Genomic DNA, 16662 nt, shown 5'->3' on the forward strand with positions numbered 1-16662 from the left:
CACAACCTCGCCACGAGGGGCGTGCGGTGACTTTTTGCGTCCGGACCGTGACCACGCGGTTACCGTGCCGCGAGCGACCGCTCAGAGCGCGGAGGGGCCTTCGTGCTGCAGCGCCCTGTCGTACCTGGTCAGAATCATCATCTCGTTCTGGACGGCGGCCGACTGGGCCGGGTCCGTGTGGCCGAGGCGGGTCAGCGTGCTCTGCAGCTCCGTGAGCCGCCGGTTGACGGCCCGGCGGCGGACGGTCACGAGCTGCTCGCCCGCGTAGTTCTCGTCGACGGTGCGGCGCATGATCGCCTCGACCGCGAGTTCGGTCACCATCGCCCGTACCGTGTCGTCGGGCGCGGCCTCCCGGACCCGTACGAGGTACTCCGGGCCGTCCTTGACGCCCCACTCGGCGCCGCCCGCGTCCATGATGGCCTGGCGTACGGCGGCGTAGGGGGCCGCGGTGAACTCGTCGACGCCGTACGCGTCGAAGGCCGGGGACACCAGTTCGGGGCGCTGCAGGGCGAGTTTGAGCAGCTCGCGCTCGGTGGCGTAGACGGCGTTGCGCAGGTTGAGGGCGGGGCCGCCGGCGGCGGACCGTGGGGCGGCGTCGTAGGGCTGGGGGCCGCGGCCGGCCGGCGCGGGGCCCTTGCCGCCGCGGTCGCGGGCCCAACGGGCCAGCTGGGCGACGCGCTTGACGACGAACTGGGTGTCCAGGATGCCGAGCATGCCGGCGAGCTGGACGGCGACCTCGTGCTGGGCCCCGCTGTTCTTGATGCGGGCGACGATCGGCGCCGCCTCGTCGAGGGCGGCGGCCCGGCCCGCCGGGGTGTCGAGGTCGTAGCGCACGACGATCTGGCGGAGCGCGAACTCGAAGAGGGGGGTGCGGGGCTCGACGAGATCGGCGACGGCCTCGTCGCCCTTGGCGAGACGCAGGTCGCAGGGGTCCATGTTGTCCGGCGCGATGGCGATGTACGTCTCGGCGGCGAACTTCTGGTCGTCCTCGAAGGCGCGCAGGGCCGCCTTCTGGCCGGCCGCGTCGCCGTCGAAGGTGAAGATGACGCGGGCGCTGCCGTTGTCCATCAGCAGCCGGCGCAGGATCTTGATGTGGTCGCCGCCGAAGGCCGTGCCGCAGGTCGCGATGGCGGTGGTGACGCCCGCGAGATGGCAGGCCATGACGTCGGTGTACCCCTCGACGACGACCGCGCGGGACGACTTGGCGATGTCCTTCTTCGCGAGGTCGATGCCGTAGAGGACCTGGGACTTCCGGTAGATCGCGGTGTCGGGGGTGTTGAGGTACTTCGGGCCGTTGTCGGTCTCGTAGAGCTTGCGCGCGCCGAAGCCGACGACCTCGCCGCCGATGTCGCGGATGGGCCACATCAGACGGCCCCGGAAGCGGTCGATGGGCCCGCGCCGGCCTTCCTGGGCGAGCCCGGACAGGAGGATCTCCTTGTCGGAGAAGCCCTTGCCGCGCAGGAAGCGGGTGAGGTGGTCCCAGCCCTGGGGGCTGTAGCCGACGCCGAAGTGGACGGCGGCGGCCTGGTCGAAGCCGCGTTCGGCGAGGAAGATCCGGCCGGTGTCGGCCTCGGGGCTGACCGCGAGCTGTTCGGCGTACCAGTCGGCGGCGACCTTGTGGGCCTCGACCAGGCGGATGCGTTCGCCGCGCTGGTGGGCGGGGTTGTAGCCGCCCTCCTCGTAGCGCAGGGTGATGCCGGCCTGGGCGGCGAGGCGCTCGACCGACTCGGAGAAGGTGAGGTGGTCGACCTTCATCACGAACGTGATGGTGTCGCCGCCCTCCTGGCAGCCGAAGCAGTGGAAGAGCCCCTTGCTCGGGCTGACCTGGAAGGACGGGGACTTCTCGTCGTGGAAGGGGCACAGGCCCTTGAGGTTGCCGCCGCCCGCGTTGCGCAGCTGGAGGTACTCGGACACCACGGCGTCGATCGGGACCGCGTCCCGAACAGCCTTCACGTCCTCGTCGTTGATCCGTCCTGCCACGTGGTGATTCTACGGGGGTGCGCCGACATCTCCGGCGAGCGGTGCGCGGGCGCGGGCCGTGACCGGTGCGGTCGCGCCGCGCGGACGCGACCTGCCGCACACGGCCCGCGCCGGGCGGGCGTGGACGCCAGGGTCTGTCGTTCGGATCAGGTCGCGGGGCATCGGCGGGGCCTGTCGATGCCGGTGCGCGCGCCGGCCCCCGCGTCTGCGGGGTGATCCAAACGACAGCCGCTAGGAGCCGAGGCTCTCCAGCGGCACATGGGGGTCGGCCAGGGCCTCGGTGTCCACGGCGGTCCGTGACGCGATCAGCTTCTGGATCGGCTCTGTGACGTCCCACACGTTCACGTTCATGCCGGCCAGGACGCGGCCCTCCTTGACCCAGAACGCGATGAACTCCCGCTTTCCCGCGTCGCCGCGGATCACCACTTGGTCGTACGACCCCGGCGGGGCCCAGCCGCTGTACTCCATGCCCAGGTCGTACTGGTCGGAGAAGAAGTAGGGCACGCGGTCGTACGCGACGGCCTTGCCGAGCATCGCGCGGGCGGCCGCCGGGCCGCCGTTGAGGGCGTTGGCCCAGTGCTCCACCCGCAGCCGGGTGTCGAAGAGGCCGTGCGGGAAGGACGCGACGTCGCCGGCCGCGTAGACGTCCGGGTCGGAGGTGCGCAGCGACGCGTCGACCGCCACGCCGCCGCCGTGGGCGCGGTCGGCCAGCTCCAGACCCGCCGCCTCCGCGAGCGCGGTCCGCGGGGCCGCGCCGATCGCCGCGAGGACGTCGTGGGCGGGGTGCTCCTCGCCGTCGTCGGTGCGGGCGGCCAGGACCATGCCGTCCTGGCCGACGATCTCGGTGAGCCGGGCGCCGAAGTGGAAGCGGACGCCGTGGTCGCGGTGCAGGTCGGCGAAGAGCGTGCCGAGCTCCGGGCCGAGCACGCCGTGCAACGGGGTGGGCTCCGGTTCGACGACGGTGACCTCCGCGCCGTACTCGCGGGCCGCGGCCGCGACCTCCAGGCCGATCCAGCCGCCGCCGGCGATCACCAGGTGGCCGTTGTCGCGGCCGAGGGCGGTCAGGACGCCCTTGAGGCGCTCGGCGTGCGCGAGCCGGCGCAGATGGTGCACGCCCGCGAGGTCGGTGCCGGGGACGTCCAGCCGGCGGGGTTCGGCGCCGGTGGCGAGGAGCAGTTTGTCGTAGTGGGCGAGCGTGCCGTCGTCGCCGAAGCGGACGGTCTTCGCGGCGCGGTCGATCGCGTCGACGGTCTGCCCGAGGTGCAGCTCGATGTCGTTCTGCGCGTACCAGGCGGGCTCGTGCACGAAGACGCTCTCGCGCGTGTCCTTGCCGAGCAGGTACCCCTTGGACAGCGGCGGCCGCTCGTAGGGGTGGTCGCGTTCGTCGCAGATCAGTATCACGCGGCCGGTGAAGCCCTCCGCCCGCAGCGTCTCCGCCGCCTTGGCGCCGGCCAGGCCTCCTCCGACGATGACGAATGTCTGATCCGCGTCGACCACGTGATGCCTCCTACCCGGGGTCTGGGGGGTGTCCCCCAGATGACACTGTGCATGCCGCCACATGCGAGCGTCCCGCACGGAGCGTGATGGGGGAAGGGGGACGTGCCCGATCAAGGCGCGCGGGCGCTCGTTCGGGCCCGTTTGGGCGCACCGGGCGCGCTCTCGGTCTCATTCGCCCTCCTCCCTCTCCCTCCCCCTCTCCCCTTCGGTCTCGGTCTCGGTCTCGGTCTCGGTCTCGGTCTCGGTCTCGGTCTCGGTCTCGGTCTCGGTCTCGGTCACAGCCTCGGGCGTCCCGTGAGCCGGGCGTGCAGCGAACGGGCCGAGGCGTCGGTGAGGGAGGCGATCTGGTCCACGACGACGCGTTTGCGGGCGCGGTCGTCGGGCGCCCGGTCGAACAGGGCGCGGAACTGGGGGTCGAGGCCGTCGGGGGCGCGCGTGGTGAGGGCGTCGGCGAGCTCGCTGATGACGACGCGCTGGTCGGCGCGCAGCAGTTCCTGTTCGGCGCGCTGCATGACGTACCGGTCGGCGACCGCCTTGAGGACCGCGCACTCCAGGCGCGTCTCGTGCGGGACGACGAGTTCGGCGTCGTAGCGGGTGAGGGGGCCCGTGCCGTGCCGCGCGCGGGTGGCAGCCTCGGCGGCTTGGCAGAAGCGGCCGATCAGCTGGCTGGTGGCGTCCTTGAGACGGGCCTGGGCGACCGCCGTGCCGTCGTACCCGTGCGGCCACCATTCCTGGTCCTGGAGACGGTCGAGCGCGGCCGCGAGTTCGGCCGGATCGGTGCCGGCCGGGACGTAACGGCCGACGGCCACCCGGAAGACCTCTTCGCGTTCGGGCTCGGCGTGCAGGCAGTTGGGGTCGATGTGTCCCGCGTGCAGGCCGTCCTCCACGTCGTGCACCGAGTACGCCACGTCGTCCGCCCAGTCCATGACCTGCGCCTCGAAGCAGGTGCGGGTGCCGGGGGCCTCCTTGCGGACCCAGTCGAAGACGGGCCTGTCGTCCTCGTAGACGCCGAACTTGGGGGAGGCCGGATCGGTGGGGTGGGCGCCCCGGGACCAGGGGTACTTGGCGGCGGCGTCGAGGGCGGCCCGGGTGAGGTTGAGGCCCACGGAGCCCTCGGGCGTGAAGCGCTTGGGCTCGATGCGGGTGAGGAGCCTGAGCGACTGGGCGTTGCCCTCGAAGCCGCCGCAGTCCTCCGCGAAGTCGTTGAGCGCCTGTTCGCCGTTGTGGCCGAACGGGGGGTGGCCCAGGTCGTGGGAGAGACAGGCCGCCTCGACCAGGTCGGGGTCGCAGCCCAGGGCCGCGCCGAGTTCCCGCCCGACCTGGGCGCACTCCAGGGAGTGGGTGAGGCGGGTGCGGGGGGTGGCGTCCCAGACGTCCGTGCGGGCGCCGGGCGTCACCACCTGGGTCTTGCCGGCGAGCCTTCTGAGCGCCGAGGAGTGCAGGATGCGGGCGCGGTCGCGTTGGAAGGCGGTGCGGCCGGGGCGTTTGTCGGGCTCCGCCGCCCAGCGTTCCGTTGACGGCAAGTCGTAGGGCATGTCTCGACAGTAAGCGGCCACGGTGACAATCGGGCGCCGGCCGGCTGCCGGGTGCGCTGTTCCGGCGGCCGGCAGGTCGCGTGCGGCCGCACGCGCGCGTGGCCGAGCCGCACGCCGGCCCGGTCCCTCGCCGTCAGGCGGCGCTGCTCTCGGCCCCCGCCGCGAGGGCCTGGTCGTAGCGGTGGAGCAGCAGCTCGGCCATCGCCGGGTGGGTGCCCAGGGGGGCCGACGCGATCCAGGGAGCGGCCTGCGCGCACTCCGTCGCGAAGCGGCCGGGAGCGGTGAAGCAGGAGGCGACCGCCACCCTGTCGCGGCCCCTCGCCGCCAGCGCGCGGAGCGCCGTCGTGACCGTCGGGGCCGCCGTCGACGCGTAGGCGGGGACGACCGGGACGCCGAGGCGTTCGGCGAGGAGCTGCGCCGTGCGGCGGGTGTCGACGGCCGAGTCCGGGTCGCGGGAGCCCGCGGCGGCGAGGACGACCGCGCTCGCGGCGCGTTCCGCCCGGGTCATGCCGGTGCGCCAGCCCGCCTCGACGAGCCGCGCGTGGAGAGCGTCGGCCAGCAGGGGGTGCGGGCCCAGCGGCGCGGCCACGCGCGTGCGTACCCGGGCCGCAGCCGCCGTCTCGGGGATGTCCCGCTTGACGTGGTGGCCGCGGGCCAGGAGCAGGGGGACCAGGACGGCGTCCGCCGTTTCGTCGGCGTCGAGCTCGGCGAGGGTGTCCCTCAGCAGCGGCTCGTTCAGCTCGATGTGGCCGAGGCGCACCGGCAGGCCGGGGCGGCGGGCGCGGACGTCGTCCAGGAGGGCGCGGACGGTGCTCAGCGCACGCGGGTCGCGGCTGCCGTGCGCGACGACGACCAGCGTGGGCCGGCAGGCGCGCCGGCGGGCGTCGAGCTGGACGAGGCTTGGCTGGCTCATGCGTCCATCCTGACGGCACGAGGTTGCACCCCCGTTGCCTGACCGTCACGCGTGTTTTCCGGCCGTTCACGGCGGACTCTGCGCCGCTGTGAGGCGCGGCGCGTGGCACGGGCGCGAACCGGATCACCGCGAGCTGCGTCTTCCGGGCCGAAGAGCCTTTCGGCCTGCCCGGCCTGCCCGGCCTGCCGGACCTGTTGGGCCTCATGGAGCTCTTGGGCCTCTTGGGCCTCTTGGGCCTCTTGGGCCTGGACAGGCCGCCCGATCTTTTGAACCTGGGGGACACCGTATGAACATCCGTCGGCCGCGGTTGCCGCGCACCCGCGCCGGTCGGCGCCGCTGGGTGCAGGCCGTGATGGCCGGGTGCGTGCTGGCGCTGCTGCCGGCCACCTGGCTGTACGTGTCCACGGCGGGGCGGCTGGGCACGACCGCGGACGCGCCGCGCACCGAGGTCGCCGTGGTGTTCGGCGCCGGGCTGTGGGACGGCGAGCCGTCTCCGTATCTCGCGCACCGGCTGGACGCGGCGGCGAAGCTGTACCGCGCGGGGCGGATCGAGGTCGTCCTCGTCACCGGCGACAACAGCCGCGAGGACTACGACGAGCCCGACGCGATGCGCGCCTATCTCATCCGGCACGGAGTGCCCGACGGGCGGATCGTCAGCGACTTCGCCGGATTCGACACCTGGGACTCGTGCGTGCGCGCCAAGAAGATCTTCGGCGTCGACAGGGCCGTGCTGATCAGCCAGGGCTTCCACATCCGGCGGGCCGTCGCCCTGTGCGAGGCGGCGGGGGTGGAGTCCTACGGCGTCGGGGTCGACGCGAAACACGACGTGACCTGGTACTACGGGGGCGCGCGGGAGATCTTCGCGGCCGGCAAGGCGGCCCTGGACGCGATGTTCGAGCCGGACCCCCGCTTCCTGGGACCGAAGGAACGAGGCGTGGCCCGAGCGCTCGGCTCCGCCGGGTGACCCCGCCTGCCGACCGGCGGGCCCGCCCAGCGGGCCGGCCGACCGGCGGGTCGGGCCGCGGCCCGCGTCCCGGCCGCCGTGCGCCCGTGCCATCGTGCCGTCATGCCGTCATGCCGTCATGCAGACGTTGCCGCCGTGCCGCAGTCATCGCCCCCGGAACACCGGGGGGCGTTTCTCCAGGAACGCGGTCATTCCCTCCTTCTGGTCGTCGGTCGCGAACAGGGCGTGGAACACGCGGCGTTCGTAGCGGATGCCGTCGCGCAGGCCGCTCTCCAGAGCGCGGTCCACGCACTCGCGGGCCGCCCGGACGGCGGTGCGGCCGTACGAGGCGATCGTCGTCGCCGCCGCCAGCGACTCGGGCAGGACCCGCTCGTCGGGCACCACACGGGAGACCAGGCCGCACGCCTCCGCCTCCCGTGCGTCCATCGTGCGGCCGGTGAGGACGAGGTCCATCGCCTTGGCCCGGCCGATCAGCCGGGTCAGCCGCTGGGTACCGCCGATGCCCGGGATCACCCCGAGCCCGATCTCCGGCTGACCGAACACCGCCGACTCCCCCGCGATCACCAGGTCGCACATCATCGCCAGCTCGCAGCCTCCGCCCAGGGCGACGCCGTTCACGGCCGCGATCTTCGGGATGCGCAGATCGGCGAACTCCTCCCACGCGCCGAAGTAGTCCTGCTGCGCCATCTCCACGGCAGTCTTCGCCGCCATCTCCCTGATGTCGGCCCCGGCGGCGAAGGCCCGCTCCGACCCGGTGACGACGAGGCAGCCGACAGTCGAGTCCCCGTCCAACGGACGGAGCGCTGCCAGGAGTTCGGTGAGCAGCGCCGAGCTCAGCGCGTTGAGCACGTGCGGGCGGTGCAGGCGTACGGTCACGACCGCGCCCTCGCGTTCCACCTTCAGGTTGTCCATCGTCTCCGTCTCCGTCTCCGTCTCCGTCTCCGTCTCCGGCAAGGGCTCCGCCATGGGCTCCGTCATGCGCTCCGTCTCCGTCGCCGTCTTCGACGTCCTCACGAGTCCCAGATAGCGCCGTACGCCGGGATGCCGCGTCGTTCCAGCCCGTGGACCACCTGCCAGGTCAGCTTCTTGTTGGAGATGCAGATCACGGCCTCCGCGCCGAAGTCGCGGTACGCGGCGTAGGCGAGCGCGACCATGTCGGGCTTGCCGTCGCGGGAGGTGTCCCAGACGACGGCCTGCGGCTGGACGGCGAGGATCTCGTCGACGAGGGCGTCGCCGTAGGTCGTGCGGGGATCCCGCGTCGCCCAGACGAGGCGGGAGGGCACCTCGGCGGCCAGCAGATGGGGCAGGCAGGGGCCGATGCCGCTGCCGGTCGCCACGTACACCACCTTCGTGAACAGGATCTCGATGTTGGCGACGCCGGCGGTGGTGATGCCCTTCGTCCACACCTTCGACGGCAGGTCGTCGATGAAGGAGCCGGTCCAGTCGCCCGCCCGGGAGATCGTGAGCCGGAAGCCGGACTCGCCGGGGGCCGGGACGTTCGCGAAGGAGTGCCACTCCTTGAGCGGGCTGCGGCTGATGGCGGTCGAGGAGCCCGCGAACGGGGTCACTCCGTGGTCGAAGCGGGCCAACGCCACGTGCGTGGAAGGGCGTTCGGTGCGGACGTCCACCCGGCGCAGCCGCAGCCAGGGCAGCGCCACGCTGAACGTCACGAGCGTGAGGACCGCCAGGGACAGGGGGCCCGGAGCCGCCATCAGGGTGTGCGCCCAGAAGAGGGCGAGGGCGCTCCAGCCGCCGAAGCGGTGGATCCTCTCGAAGGCGTCGTGATGGCGGGCACGGAAGGGGGGCAGCGCCGTTGCGACGATCACCGCGAGGAGGGCGGTCAGGGTCCAGCTCACGGCCCGCAGGGGCCCGTCGGTCGTCCTCAGGGTCAGCGCCAGGAACCAGGCCGCTCCGGCCAGCGCCCCGCCCACGTGCAGTCCGCCGAAGTGGTAGACCTTGCCGAGCGTCCAGCGCAGCCGCAGCGGCCAGTGCGTGGGGGCCGAAGTCGCCAGCCGGAAGAGGAGGTTGATGACGTACTGCTGGCGGATCAGCACGGCCAGCGCGAGGTCGGCGAGGGCGGCGTGGCCCAGGGACCGGTCGGTCAGGGGGCGGCCCGCGTACGCGTATCCCAGGTTGAGGACGACGACCAGGGCCGCGAGCCGGTTGTGGTGCATCAGCCGGGGGTGTTTGAGCAGGCGGCGCAACATCCCTACGGGAGGCGGAAGTTCGGTCCCGGTCCGGTTGAGCGAGGTCGTCACCTGGCGCCCACCGCCGGCCGCTCCTGGGCCAGTCGCAGCAGCTCCTGTTTGTCGATCTTGCCGCGGTCGGTCTCCGGCAGGAATGGCAGGGGCATGACATCTTCGGGCACGCAGTAGTACGGCAGCGCCTCCGCGACCGCGCGGCGCGCCGCGGCCGGGTCGACGTCCGCCGGACAGACGAAGGAGACCAGCGTGCGGGCGTCCCGCCGGAGGGTCACCGCACGGGCGCAGCCCGGGATGCGTTCCAGGACCGAGGACACGGAGTCCAGCTCGACCCGGAAGCCGCGCACCTTGACCTGGTCGTCGGTGCGGCCGAGATGCTCCAGCTCGCCGTCGGCGGTCCAGCGGCCGAGGTCGCGGGTGCGGAACATCCGGCGGCCGCCGCCGAGGAAGGGATCGAGGACGTACCGCTCGGCGTTCAGCGCCTCGTCGCACAGATAGCCCTCGGAGACGCAGTCGCCCCCCGCCCACATCTCGCCGACCTCGCCGGCGGGCAGCGGTCGGCGGTCGGCGTCGAGGACGTACACGGTGTTGTTCGGGGTGGGGCGGCCGATCGTCAGCAGCGGGGCGGCCGGGTCGTGACGGCTCATCGTGTTGACGATCGTCGTCTCGGTGGGGCCGCAGCAGTTGAAGAAGTCCGCGCGGCGGGCCCAGCGGTCGGCCAGCGGGCGCGGGCAGGGCTCCCCGGCGACGGCGACCGTGCGCACCCGTGGGCAGGCCGCCGGGTCGATGGCGGACAGGACGGTCGGGGTGGCGATCAGCACGGTGGCCGTGCGCGCGGCCGCGGCGAGGTCGCTGCCCCGGACGACCAGGGTGGCGCCGTGCGCGAGGCAGCCCAGGATCTCCCAGGCCGCCATGTCGAAGGCGATGTTGAGGAGTTGGGCCACCCGGTCGCCGGGGCGGATGCCGAGGTCGCCGGGAGCGGTCAGGAGGAGGTTGGCGACGTTGCGGTGGGTGACCTTCACGCCGTTGGGGCGGCCGGTGGTGCCCGAGGTGAACAGGACATAGCAGCCGTCGTCGGGGGTGACGTGGCGGGGGACCGCCGGGGTCGGCCCGGCAGCCCGCGCGAGGGAGTCGCCGCCGAAGCCTCCGACGGAGCCGCCGAGAGGGGCGCGGAGGGGAGCGCCGAGAGGAGTGCCGGGAAGGGTGCCGAAGGAGCCGCCGAGGGGGTCGCCGAAGAAGCCGTCGGAGCCGTCGGAGCCGTCGCGGGGGTCGCAGGGGTCGTCGAGGACGATCGCGCGTGGGCCGGGCGGGATCTTCGACGTGTGCTCGCGCCGGGTGAGGACGACGGCGGTGGCGGCGGTGCGGACCACGTGGTCGAGCTGGCCGCGGGGGGTGATGCCGATGTCCTGGGGGACGTAGGCCGCGCCCGCCTTCAGGACGGCGAGCAGGCCCACCACCATCGCCGTCGAGCGGCGGACGAAGAGACCGACGTGGTCGCCGGGGCGGACGCCCTCGCGGGCCAGCCGGGCGGCGAGGGCGTCGGCGCGACCGTTCAGCTGCGCGTAGGTGAGGGTCGCGCCCTCGTGTTCCACGGCGATGGCGTGCGGGAAGGCGAGCGCGTTGCGTTCGACGGCGTGATGGATCAGCGGATCCGGGACGGGGACGGCCGGGCCGTGGCCGTACTGCCGGAAGAGACGCCGGTCGCGGGGGGTGAGGTGGCGCAGAGGCATGAGGGAGAGACCTCCAGGCTGCTTCGAGTGTCGGTGACATGGCCGGGGCGGCGGCATGCCCGGGATTTCGAACGCCGTGCGGGGTCGTGCGATGCCGTGCGAAAGGGATGAGCGTCGACTGTACTGCCGTCCCTTCATCTTTCAACCAGGTGTGACCGGCCAACTACCGACAGGGAATGAGTCACGTGTGGCGTCGTCCGCCGCAGCGGCAACTTCCGCACGGTCCACGACGACTCCCGTGGGGTGCTGTGCGTCCGTCGCGGCGCTCCTCACGCGGGCCGGGGACCGGCGGGGAGGGCACCACCACACCGCCGTAACAGGAGACCGCACGGCGCGTAACACGGCCGAAGCACGCTGCATCGCATGCAGACCGCCTCGACGCCCACCCACTGCCCGTACTGCGCCCTGCAGTGCGGGATGGCCCTGTCGCCCCTGCCCACGGGTGGCGTCGAGGTGGTCGAGCGCCCCGACTTCCCGGTGAACCGGGGCGCGCTGTGCGGGAAGGGCCGCACGGCGCCGGCGGTGCTCTCCTCCACCGTGCGGCTGACCTCGCCCCTGGTGCGCTCCGGGGGCTCGCTCGTCCCGGCCACCTGGGAAGAGGCTCTGGACCGGATCGCCGGGGAGCTGGGCCGGGTACGGGACCGGCACGGGGCCGACGCGCTGGGCGTGTTCGGCGGGGGCGGACTGACCAACGAGAAGGCGTACACGCTCGGCAAGTTCGCGCGGGTCGTGCTCGGCACCTCGCAGATCGACTACAACGGCCGCTTCTGCATGTCGTCCGCCGCGGCCGCCGGCGTCAGGGCGTTCGGGCTCGACCGGGGGCTGCCCTTCCCGCTGGAGGACGTCCCGCGGACCGGGTGCGTGATCCTCGTCGGTTCCAACCTCGCCGAGACCATGCCGCCCTCGCTGCGGTTCTTCAGCGAACTGCGGGACAACGGCGGCACGTTGATCGTGATCGACCCGCGCCGCACGAAGACCGCCGAACAGGCCGACCTGCACCTCGCGCCCCGGCCCGGCACGGATCTCGCGCTGGCGCTCGGCCTGCTGCACCTGATCGTGGCCGAGGGGCGGGTCGACGAGGAGTACGTGCGCGAGCGCACCGTCGGCTGGGAGGAGGCCCGGGCGGCCGCCATGGCCCACTGGCCGGAGTACGTGGAACGGATCACGGGGGTGTCCGTTCCGCAACTGCGGGAGACCGTAAGGCTGTTCTGCGAGCCCGAGGCCGCGATGGTGCTCACCGCGCGCGGGCCCGAGCAGCAGTCCAAGGGGACCGACACGGTCGGCGCGTGGATCAACCTGTGCCTGGCGACGGGCCGGGCGGGGCGGCCGCTCAGCGGCTACGGCTGTCTGACCGGCCAGGGCAACGGACAGGGCGGACGCGAACACGGCCAGAAGGCCGACCAGCTCCCCGGCTACCGCAAGCTGGACGACCCGGCGGCGCGGGCGCACGTGGCCGAGGTGTGGGGCGTGGACCCGGACTCCCTGCCCGGCCCCGGACGCAGCGCCTACGAGCTGCTGGACGCGCTGGGCACGGACATCCGCGCGCTGCTGCTCATGGGGTCGAACCCGGTGGTGTCGGCGCCGAACGCCGCGCACATCGAGAAGCGCATCGGATCCCTCGACTTCCTCGCCGTCTGCGATGTCGTGCTGTCGGAGACGGCGGCCCTCGCGGACGTCGTCCTGCCGGTCACCCAGTGGGCGGAGGAGACGGGGACGACCACCAGCCTGGAGGGCAGGGTCCTGCTGCGCCGGCAGGCGATCACCGCCCCGGACGGCGTGCGCAGCGACCTGGAGGTGCTGCACGAGCTGGCGGCCCGGCTGGGCGTCGAGAAGGGCTTCCCGGTCGAGCCCGAGGAGGCCTTCGAGGAACTGCGGCGGGCCAGCGCGGGCGGCGTCGCGGACTACTCCGGGATCACCTACCGCAGGCTCGCCGAGGAGAACGGGGTGTTCTGGCCCTGCCCGGCACAGGACGACGGACCCGCGCCCGGCACGCCCCGGCTCTTCCTCGACCGGTTCGCCACACCGGACGGCCGGGCCCGCTTCGTGCCGGTGTCGCACCGCCCGAACGCCGAGGAGCCGGACGACGACTACCCCGTGCTGCTCACCACCGGGCGGGTCGTCGCGCAGTACCAGTCCGGCGCGCAGACCCGGCGCGTGGCGGAGCTGAACGCCGCCGCTCCCGGCCCCTTCGTGGAGCTGCATCCCCGGCTGGCCGCGCGGCTCGGGGCCGTCGAGGGCGACCGGATGGCGGTCGTGTCCCGGCGCGGACGCGCCGTCGCCCCGGCCAGGATCACCACCGGCATCCGCCCGGACACCGTCTTCATGCCGTTCCACTGGCCGGGCGAGGGCCGCGCCAACACCCTGACCAACCCGGCCCTGGACCCCACCTCCCGCATGCCGGAATTCAAGTCCTGCGCGGTACGCGTGGAACGCGCCGAGTAGGCGGGCGGGAACGCCGGAACGAAGGCCCTAAGCGGGCAGGCGCAGGGACAGGCCGTCCAGGACGACCTGCAGGCCGTAGTGGAACTTCTCGTCGCGCAGGGCCGCGGGGTCGGCGGCCGCCGCGGCCGTGTCCGCGTAGCCGCCGGAGAGATGCTCGTGTCCGGCTGCGGCCCGCTGGGCGGCCGGCATGAGGCGGGCGATGAAGTCGGCCTCGCTCTCGCCCGATCGCGCGACCGTGGTGAGCCAGGCGGCCTCGGTGGTGCTCATGCCGATGACGTAGGACAGGACGGTGTCGATGGCGCGGCTCGGCTCCGGGAAGCCGGCGGCCGTGAACAGCGCGGCCAGGCTCTCCGAGAAGGACATGAGGTTGGGCCCCAGGTAGGCGAGGCCGGCCTGGCCCAGGACCGAGGACAGCCAGGGGTGACGCAGGCCCGTGGCGCGGAAGGCGGCGGCGGCCTCGGTGACGGCGGCCCGCCAGTCGGGGGCGCCCGCTTCCGGCACCCGGATCTCCGCGGCGACCTCGTCCACGGCCAGCTCCATCAGCTCGTCCTTGGTGGCGACGTGCCGGTAGAGGGAGGTCGCGCCCGCGTTCAGCCGGGCGCCCAGCTTGCGCATGCTCAGGGCCTCGATGCCGTCCGCGTCCAGCATCGCGACCGCCTCGCGCACGATCGCGTCCCGGCTGAGCGCGGGCTGGTCCGGCTCACGGCGCTGCCTGGCCCAGACGGACGGTACGGGGTCGGCGTTCTTCGTCCTGGCGGTCACGGTGGCACTCCCTGGGATCGGCGGCCTGTCGGCGTACATCGTGCGCTCCCAGCGTACAGAGCTCGCTCCTTGCGCACACCGTTCCGCTTTGCGTACAGTGTGCGCAGCGGACGGAACACCGTACGCATCAGCCGGAACAGTGTGCGCAACGAAGGAACGGTGTGCGCGCCACGAAGGGGCAGGACGTCATGGAAACCCGTAATCCACGCCGCTGGTGGATCCTCGTCGTGCTGTGCCTGAGCACGCTGGTGCTGCGCCGAGGTCATCGGTCATCGAGGGCACCGCCACGGTCAGCGCCATGCTGTCGATCGTCCGACGCCCAGGACACCCAGTGGATCCTCGACTCCTACATCCTGGTCTTCGCCGGCCTGCTGCTGACCTCCGGAAGCCTCGGCGACCGCTTCGGCCGCCGGAAGGTGATGCTCCTGGGCCTGGCCGTCTTCGGCGCGGCCTCACTGGGCGCGACGATGTGCTCCGATCCCGCCGAGGTGATCGCCATGCGCACCGCGATGGGCGTCGGCGGGGCGCTGATCATGCCGTCCACCCTCTCGATCCTCATCACCGTCTTCGACGAGGAGGAACGCGGCAGGGCGACGGCGATCTGGGGCTCGGTGTCGATGCTGGGCCTGGTCGGCAGCCCGGTCCTGGGCGGCGTGCTGATCGACCACTTCTCCTGGCACTCCGTCTTCTTCGTCAACGTCCCGGTCGTCCTTCTGGCGATGGTCGCCGCCGTGATCCTGATGCCGGAGTCCAGGGCGCCGTGGCAGAAGCCCGACCCGCTGGGCGCGGTGCTGTCCGCGATCGGCATGACCGCCCTCGTCTGGTGGATCATCGAGCTCCCGCAGCACGGCGCGCTGGGCGGCCGCTCCACCGTGACCCTGCTGACCGCCGTCGTCGGCCTGGCGGGCTTCGTGGCCTGGGAGAACGTCACCGCCTCGCCGATGGTCCCGCTGGTCCTGTTCAAGCACCGCAACTTCAGCGGCGGTTCGCTCTCGCTGGCCCTGGTCCAGATCGGCAACGGCGGGCTGCTGCTGGTCCTCACCCAGTACCTGCAGTTCGTCCTCGGCTACTCCCCCGTCAAGGCGGGCCTCGCCTTCCTGCCGTTCGCCGTGGCCGCGCTGATCGGCAACGGCGCGGGCATGAAACTGGCCGCGAGGATCGGCGATCGGTTCGTGATCCTGGCGGGCATGCTCGTGATGGCCGCCGCCTTCGCCCTGCTGACGACGGTCGACGCCGACTCGGGCTTCACCGTCCCGGCGATCGCCCTCGGACTGCTCGGCCTCGGCGCGGGCCTGGCCATGCCGGCCGCCGTCGGCGCGCTGATGAGCACCATCCCCGAGGACAAGGCCGGCGTCGGCTCGGCCCTCAACGACACCATTCAGCAGGCCGGCGCCGCCCTCGGCATCGCGATCCTCGGCTCCCTGCTGACCAGCGGTTTCGCCGCCGGGATGCCGGCCGACGCCCCCGAGGCGGCCCGTCGGTCGATCGGCGGGGCGCTGGCGGTGGGCGGCCGGGACGCGGGCCTGGTCCGGGCCGCCCGGCAGGCCTTCACCGACTCGATGACGACGACCTTCACGGTGAGCGCGATCGGCGTCCTGGCGGCGGCGGTCCTGGCGACGCTGGTGATGCGCGACGCCAAGCCGAAGCACCCCGCCCCGGACGCCCGGACGAAGCCGGAGGAGCAGGAGGAAGAGCAGGAGCTGGTCGCCTGAGCTGGTCGCCCGACCGACCCTGTCCCGTCCCACGATTGAAGGCCGGCACCCTCACGAGGGTGCCGGCCTTCGGCGTTCACCGTCCGGCGGCCGCCACCCGGCGGCCGTCAGTCGGCGGCCGTCAGTCGGCGGCCGTCACGCGGCCGTCGTCCAGCCCGGGACCGTGGGCAGGACCAGCTGGGCGATGCGCAGCAGTGCCGTGTCGTCCGGTCGCATACGGTCCTGGCGCCAGACGGTCAGTTCGTACGAGCCGCCGCGGTCCTTGGCGTCCGGGGCGACGATCAGGGCCCGGGCGATGCCGCCGGGAGCGGTCTCCGACTTGCCGCCGCCGAGGTCGAAGCGGAAGGCGATCGTCTGGGTCGAGTAGAGCACCGCGGGGTGGCCCGCGACCGTCTGGGCCTGCGCTTCGGTCAGCAGGTCGGCCATCCCGGCGATCGGGGTGTGGTCGTAGGACCGTGACAACTGCACGGTGTAGGTGTCCAGTCGGACGGTCGCCCCGGGTGTGGGGATGTCCTTGCCGCCGTCCGTGCCGATCGAGCTGTCACTGCCGTAGGCGGTCAGCGCGCGCTCGCGCGGCGTGCCGAGGAGCGTCGGCAGGTCCGCCCGGTTCAGCGCCGTGCACAGCTGCGTCCCGGAGATGCGGTGCGCCGCCTTCGCGGCCGCCGCGGCCTTCTGGTCCGCGTCGTCGGGGGAACAGGCCGCCGGCTTGTCGGCGGCCTTGGCGTCGTTCTTCTGGAACACGAACAGCGCGCCTCCCAGCGCGCCGACCACCACCAGAGCCGCTATCGCCTGAGCCCACGGGTTCGGACCCTTTTCGGGCGCGGCAACTTCTTCGCTCATGTCCCCCACTGTCCCCATCGCCCCGGTGCTCCCGGCACCGCGAGGCCCCCTGATCGCGCCGGATGCGCGCGGAGGGAGCGTAACGG

General features: G+C 73.0%; 12 protein-coding genes. 3 read left to right on the forward strand and 9 right to left on the reverse strand.

Annotated features, from left to right (window positions below):
- Positions 1-81: 81 nt before the first annotated feature.
- From dnaG to Sri02f_RS01850, 4 genes are all read right to left on the reverse strand, one after another.
- Complete coding sequence (gene dnaG, locus Sri02f_RS01835) at positions 82-1980, reverse strand: DNA primase (RefSeq protein ID WP_108999289.1); 1899 nt, start codon at positions 1978-1980, stop codon at positions 82-84.
- 231 nt (positions 1981-2211) lie between these two features.
- On the reverse strand, positions 2212-3477 hold the full coding sequence (locus tag Sri02f_RS01840) for an NAD(P)/FAD-dependent oxidoreductase (RefSeq protein ID WP_108999290.1): 1266 nt from the start codon (positions 3475-3477) through the stop codon (positions 2212-2214).
- A gap of 275 nt (positions 3478-3752) precedes the next feature.
- Positions 3753-5012 (reverse strand): deoxyguanosinetriphosphate triphosphohydrolase, encoded by a 1260-nt coding sequence (locus Sri02f_RS01845; RefSeq protein WP_108999291.1) that lies wholly within the window; start codon positions 5010-5012, stop codon positions 3753-3755.
- A gap of 133 nt (positions 5013-5145) precedes the next feature.
- Positions 5146-5925 (reverse strand): sirohydrochlorin chelatase, encoded by a 780-nt coding sequence (locus tag Sri02f_RS01850; RefSeq protein ID WP_108999292.1) that lies wholly within the window; start codon positions 5923-5925, stop codon positions 5146-5148.
- Between the two features lie 286 nt (positions 5926-6211).
- On the opposite strand from Sri02f_RS01850, the gene Sri02f_RS01855 reads away from it, so the two are divergent.
- The gene (locus Sri02f_RS01855; RefSeq protein WP_108999293.1) at positions 6212-6889 is read left to right on the forward strand and encodes a SanA/YdcF family protein; all 678 of its coding nucleotides are present in this window, start codon (positions 6212-6214) and stop codon (positions 6887-6889) included.
- A gap of 144 nt (positions 6890-7033) precedes the next feature.
- Here Sri02f_RS01855 and Sri02f_RS01860 read toward each other — a convergent pair whose 3' ends face one another.
- The 3 genes from Sri02f_RS01860 to Sri02f_RS01870 all read right to left on the reverse strand — a co-directional run bounded on the left by Sri02f_RS01860 (position 7034) and on the right by Sri02f_RS01870 (position 10820).
- Positions 7034-7801 (reverse strand): enoyl-CoA hydratase-related protein, encoded by a 768-nt coding sequence (locus Sri02f_RS01860; protein WP_108999770.1) that lies wholly within the window; start codon positions 7799-7801, stop codon positions 7034-7036.
- Between the two features lie 98 nt (positions 7802-7899).
- Complete coding sequence (locus Sri02f_RS01865) at positions 7900-9147, reverse strand: FNR domain-containing protein (RefSeq protein ID WP_108999294.1); 1248 nt, start codon at positions 9145-9147, stop codon at positions 7900-7902.
- On the reverse strand, positions 9144-10820 hold the full coding sequence (locus Sri02f_RS01870; protein ID WP_108999295.1) for an AMP-binding protein: 1677 nt from the start codon (positions 10818-10820) through the stop codon (positions 9144-9146). The genes Sri02f_RS01865 and Sri02f_RS01870 overlap by 4 nt, the downstream gene beginning before the upstream one ends.
- Positions 10821-11183: 363 nt before the next feature.
- Here Sri02f_RS01870 and Sri02f_RS01875 point away from each other — a divergent pair, with 363 nt between their 5' ends.
- A complete protein-coding gene (locus tag Sri02f_RS01875) occupies positions 11184-13262 on the forward strand; it encodes a molybdopterin oxidoreductase family protein (RefSeq protein ID WP_108999296.1) in 2079 nt (692 codons plus the stop codon).
- Positions 13263-13289: 27 nt separating this feature from the next.
- Here Sri02f_RS01875 and Sri02f_RS01880 read toward each other — a convergent pair whose 3' ends face one another.
- Complete coding sequence (locus Sri02f_RS01880; RefSeq protein WP_108999297.1) at positions 13290-14063, reverse strand: TetR/AcrR family transcriptional regulator; 774 nt, start codon at positions 14061-14063, stop codon at positions 13290-13292.
- A gap of 149 nt (positions 14064-14212) precedes the next feature.
- Here Sri02f_RS01880 and Sri02f_RS01885 point away from each other — a divergent pair, with 149 nt between their 5' ends.
- Positions 14213-15736, forward strand: coding sequence for an MFS transporter (locus Sri02f_RS01885; protein WP_108999771.1), 1524 nt, complete (start codon positions 14213-14215; stop codon positions 15734-15736).
- 135 nt (positions 15737-15871) lie between these two features.
- Here the strand turns inward: Sri02f_RS01885 and Sri02f_RS01890 are convergent, their stop codons facing one another.
- A complete protein-coding gene (locus Sri02f_RS01890) occupies positions 15872-16576 on the reverse strand; it encodes a DUF6215 domain-containing protein (protein ID WP_167467467.1) in 705 nt (234 codons plus the stop codon).
- Positions 16577-16662: the final 86 nt, after the last annotated feature.

Source organism: Streptomyces rishiriensis, assembly GCF_003112535.1.
Classification (GTDB): domain Bacteria; phylum Actinomycetota; class Actinomycetes; order Streptomycetales; family Streptomycetaceae; genus Streptomyces; species Streptomyces rishiriensis.

Bases quoted from the DNA above. Each gene is read 5' to 3' on its own strand.
- Sri02f_RS01845 (WP_108999291.1), bottom strand. From the start codon at position 5,012: ATGCCCTACGACTTGCCGTCAACGGAACGCTGGGCGGCGGAGCCCGAC.
- Sri02f_RS01850 (WP_108999292.1), bottom strand. From the start codon at position 5,925: ATGAGCCAGCCAAGCCTCGTCCAGCTCGACGCCCGCCGGCGCGCCTGC.
- Sri02f_RS01855 (WP_108999293.1), top strand. From the start codon at position 6,212: ATGAACATCCGTCGGCCGCGGTTGCCGCGCACCCGCGCCGGTCGGCGC.
- Sri02f_RS01860 (WP_108999770.1), bottom strand. From the start codon at position 7,801: ATGGACAACCTGAAGGTGGAACGCGAGGGCGCGGTCGTGACCGTACGC.
- Sri02f_RS01870 (WP_108999295.1), bottom strand. From the start codon at position 10,820: ATGCCTCTGCGCCACCTCACCCCCCGCGACCGGCGTCTCTTCCGGCAG.
- Sri02f_RS01875 (WP_108999296.1), top strand. From the start codon at position 11,184: ATGCAGACCGCCTCGACGCCCACCCACTGCCCGTACTGCGCCCTGCAG.
- Sri02f_RS01880 (WP_108999297.1), bottom strand. From the start codon at position 14,063: ATGTACGCCGACAGGCCGCCGATCCCAGGGAGTGCCACCGTGACCGCC.
- Sri02f_RS01885 (WP_108999771.1), top strand. From the start codon at position 14,213: ATGGAAACCCGTAATCCACGCCGCTGGTGGATCCTCGTCGTGCTGTGC.
- Sri02f_RS01890 (WP_167467467.1), bottom strand. From the start codon at position 16,576: ATGAGCGAAGAAGTTGCCGCGCCCGAAAAGGGTCCGAACCCGTGGGCT.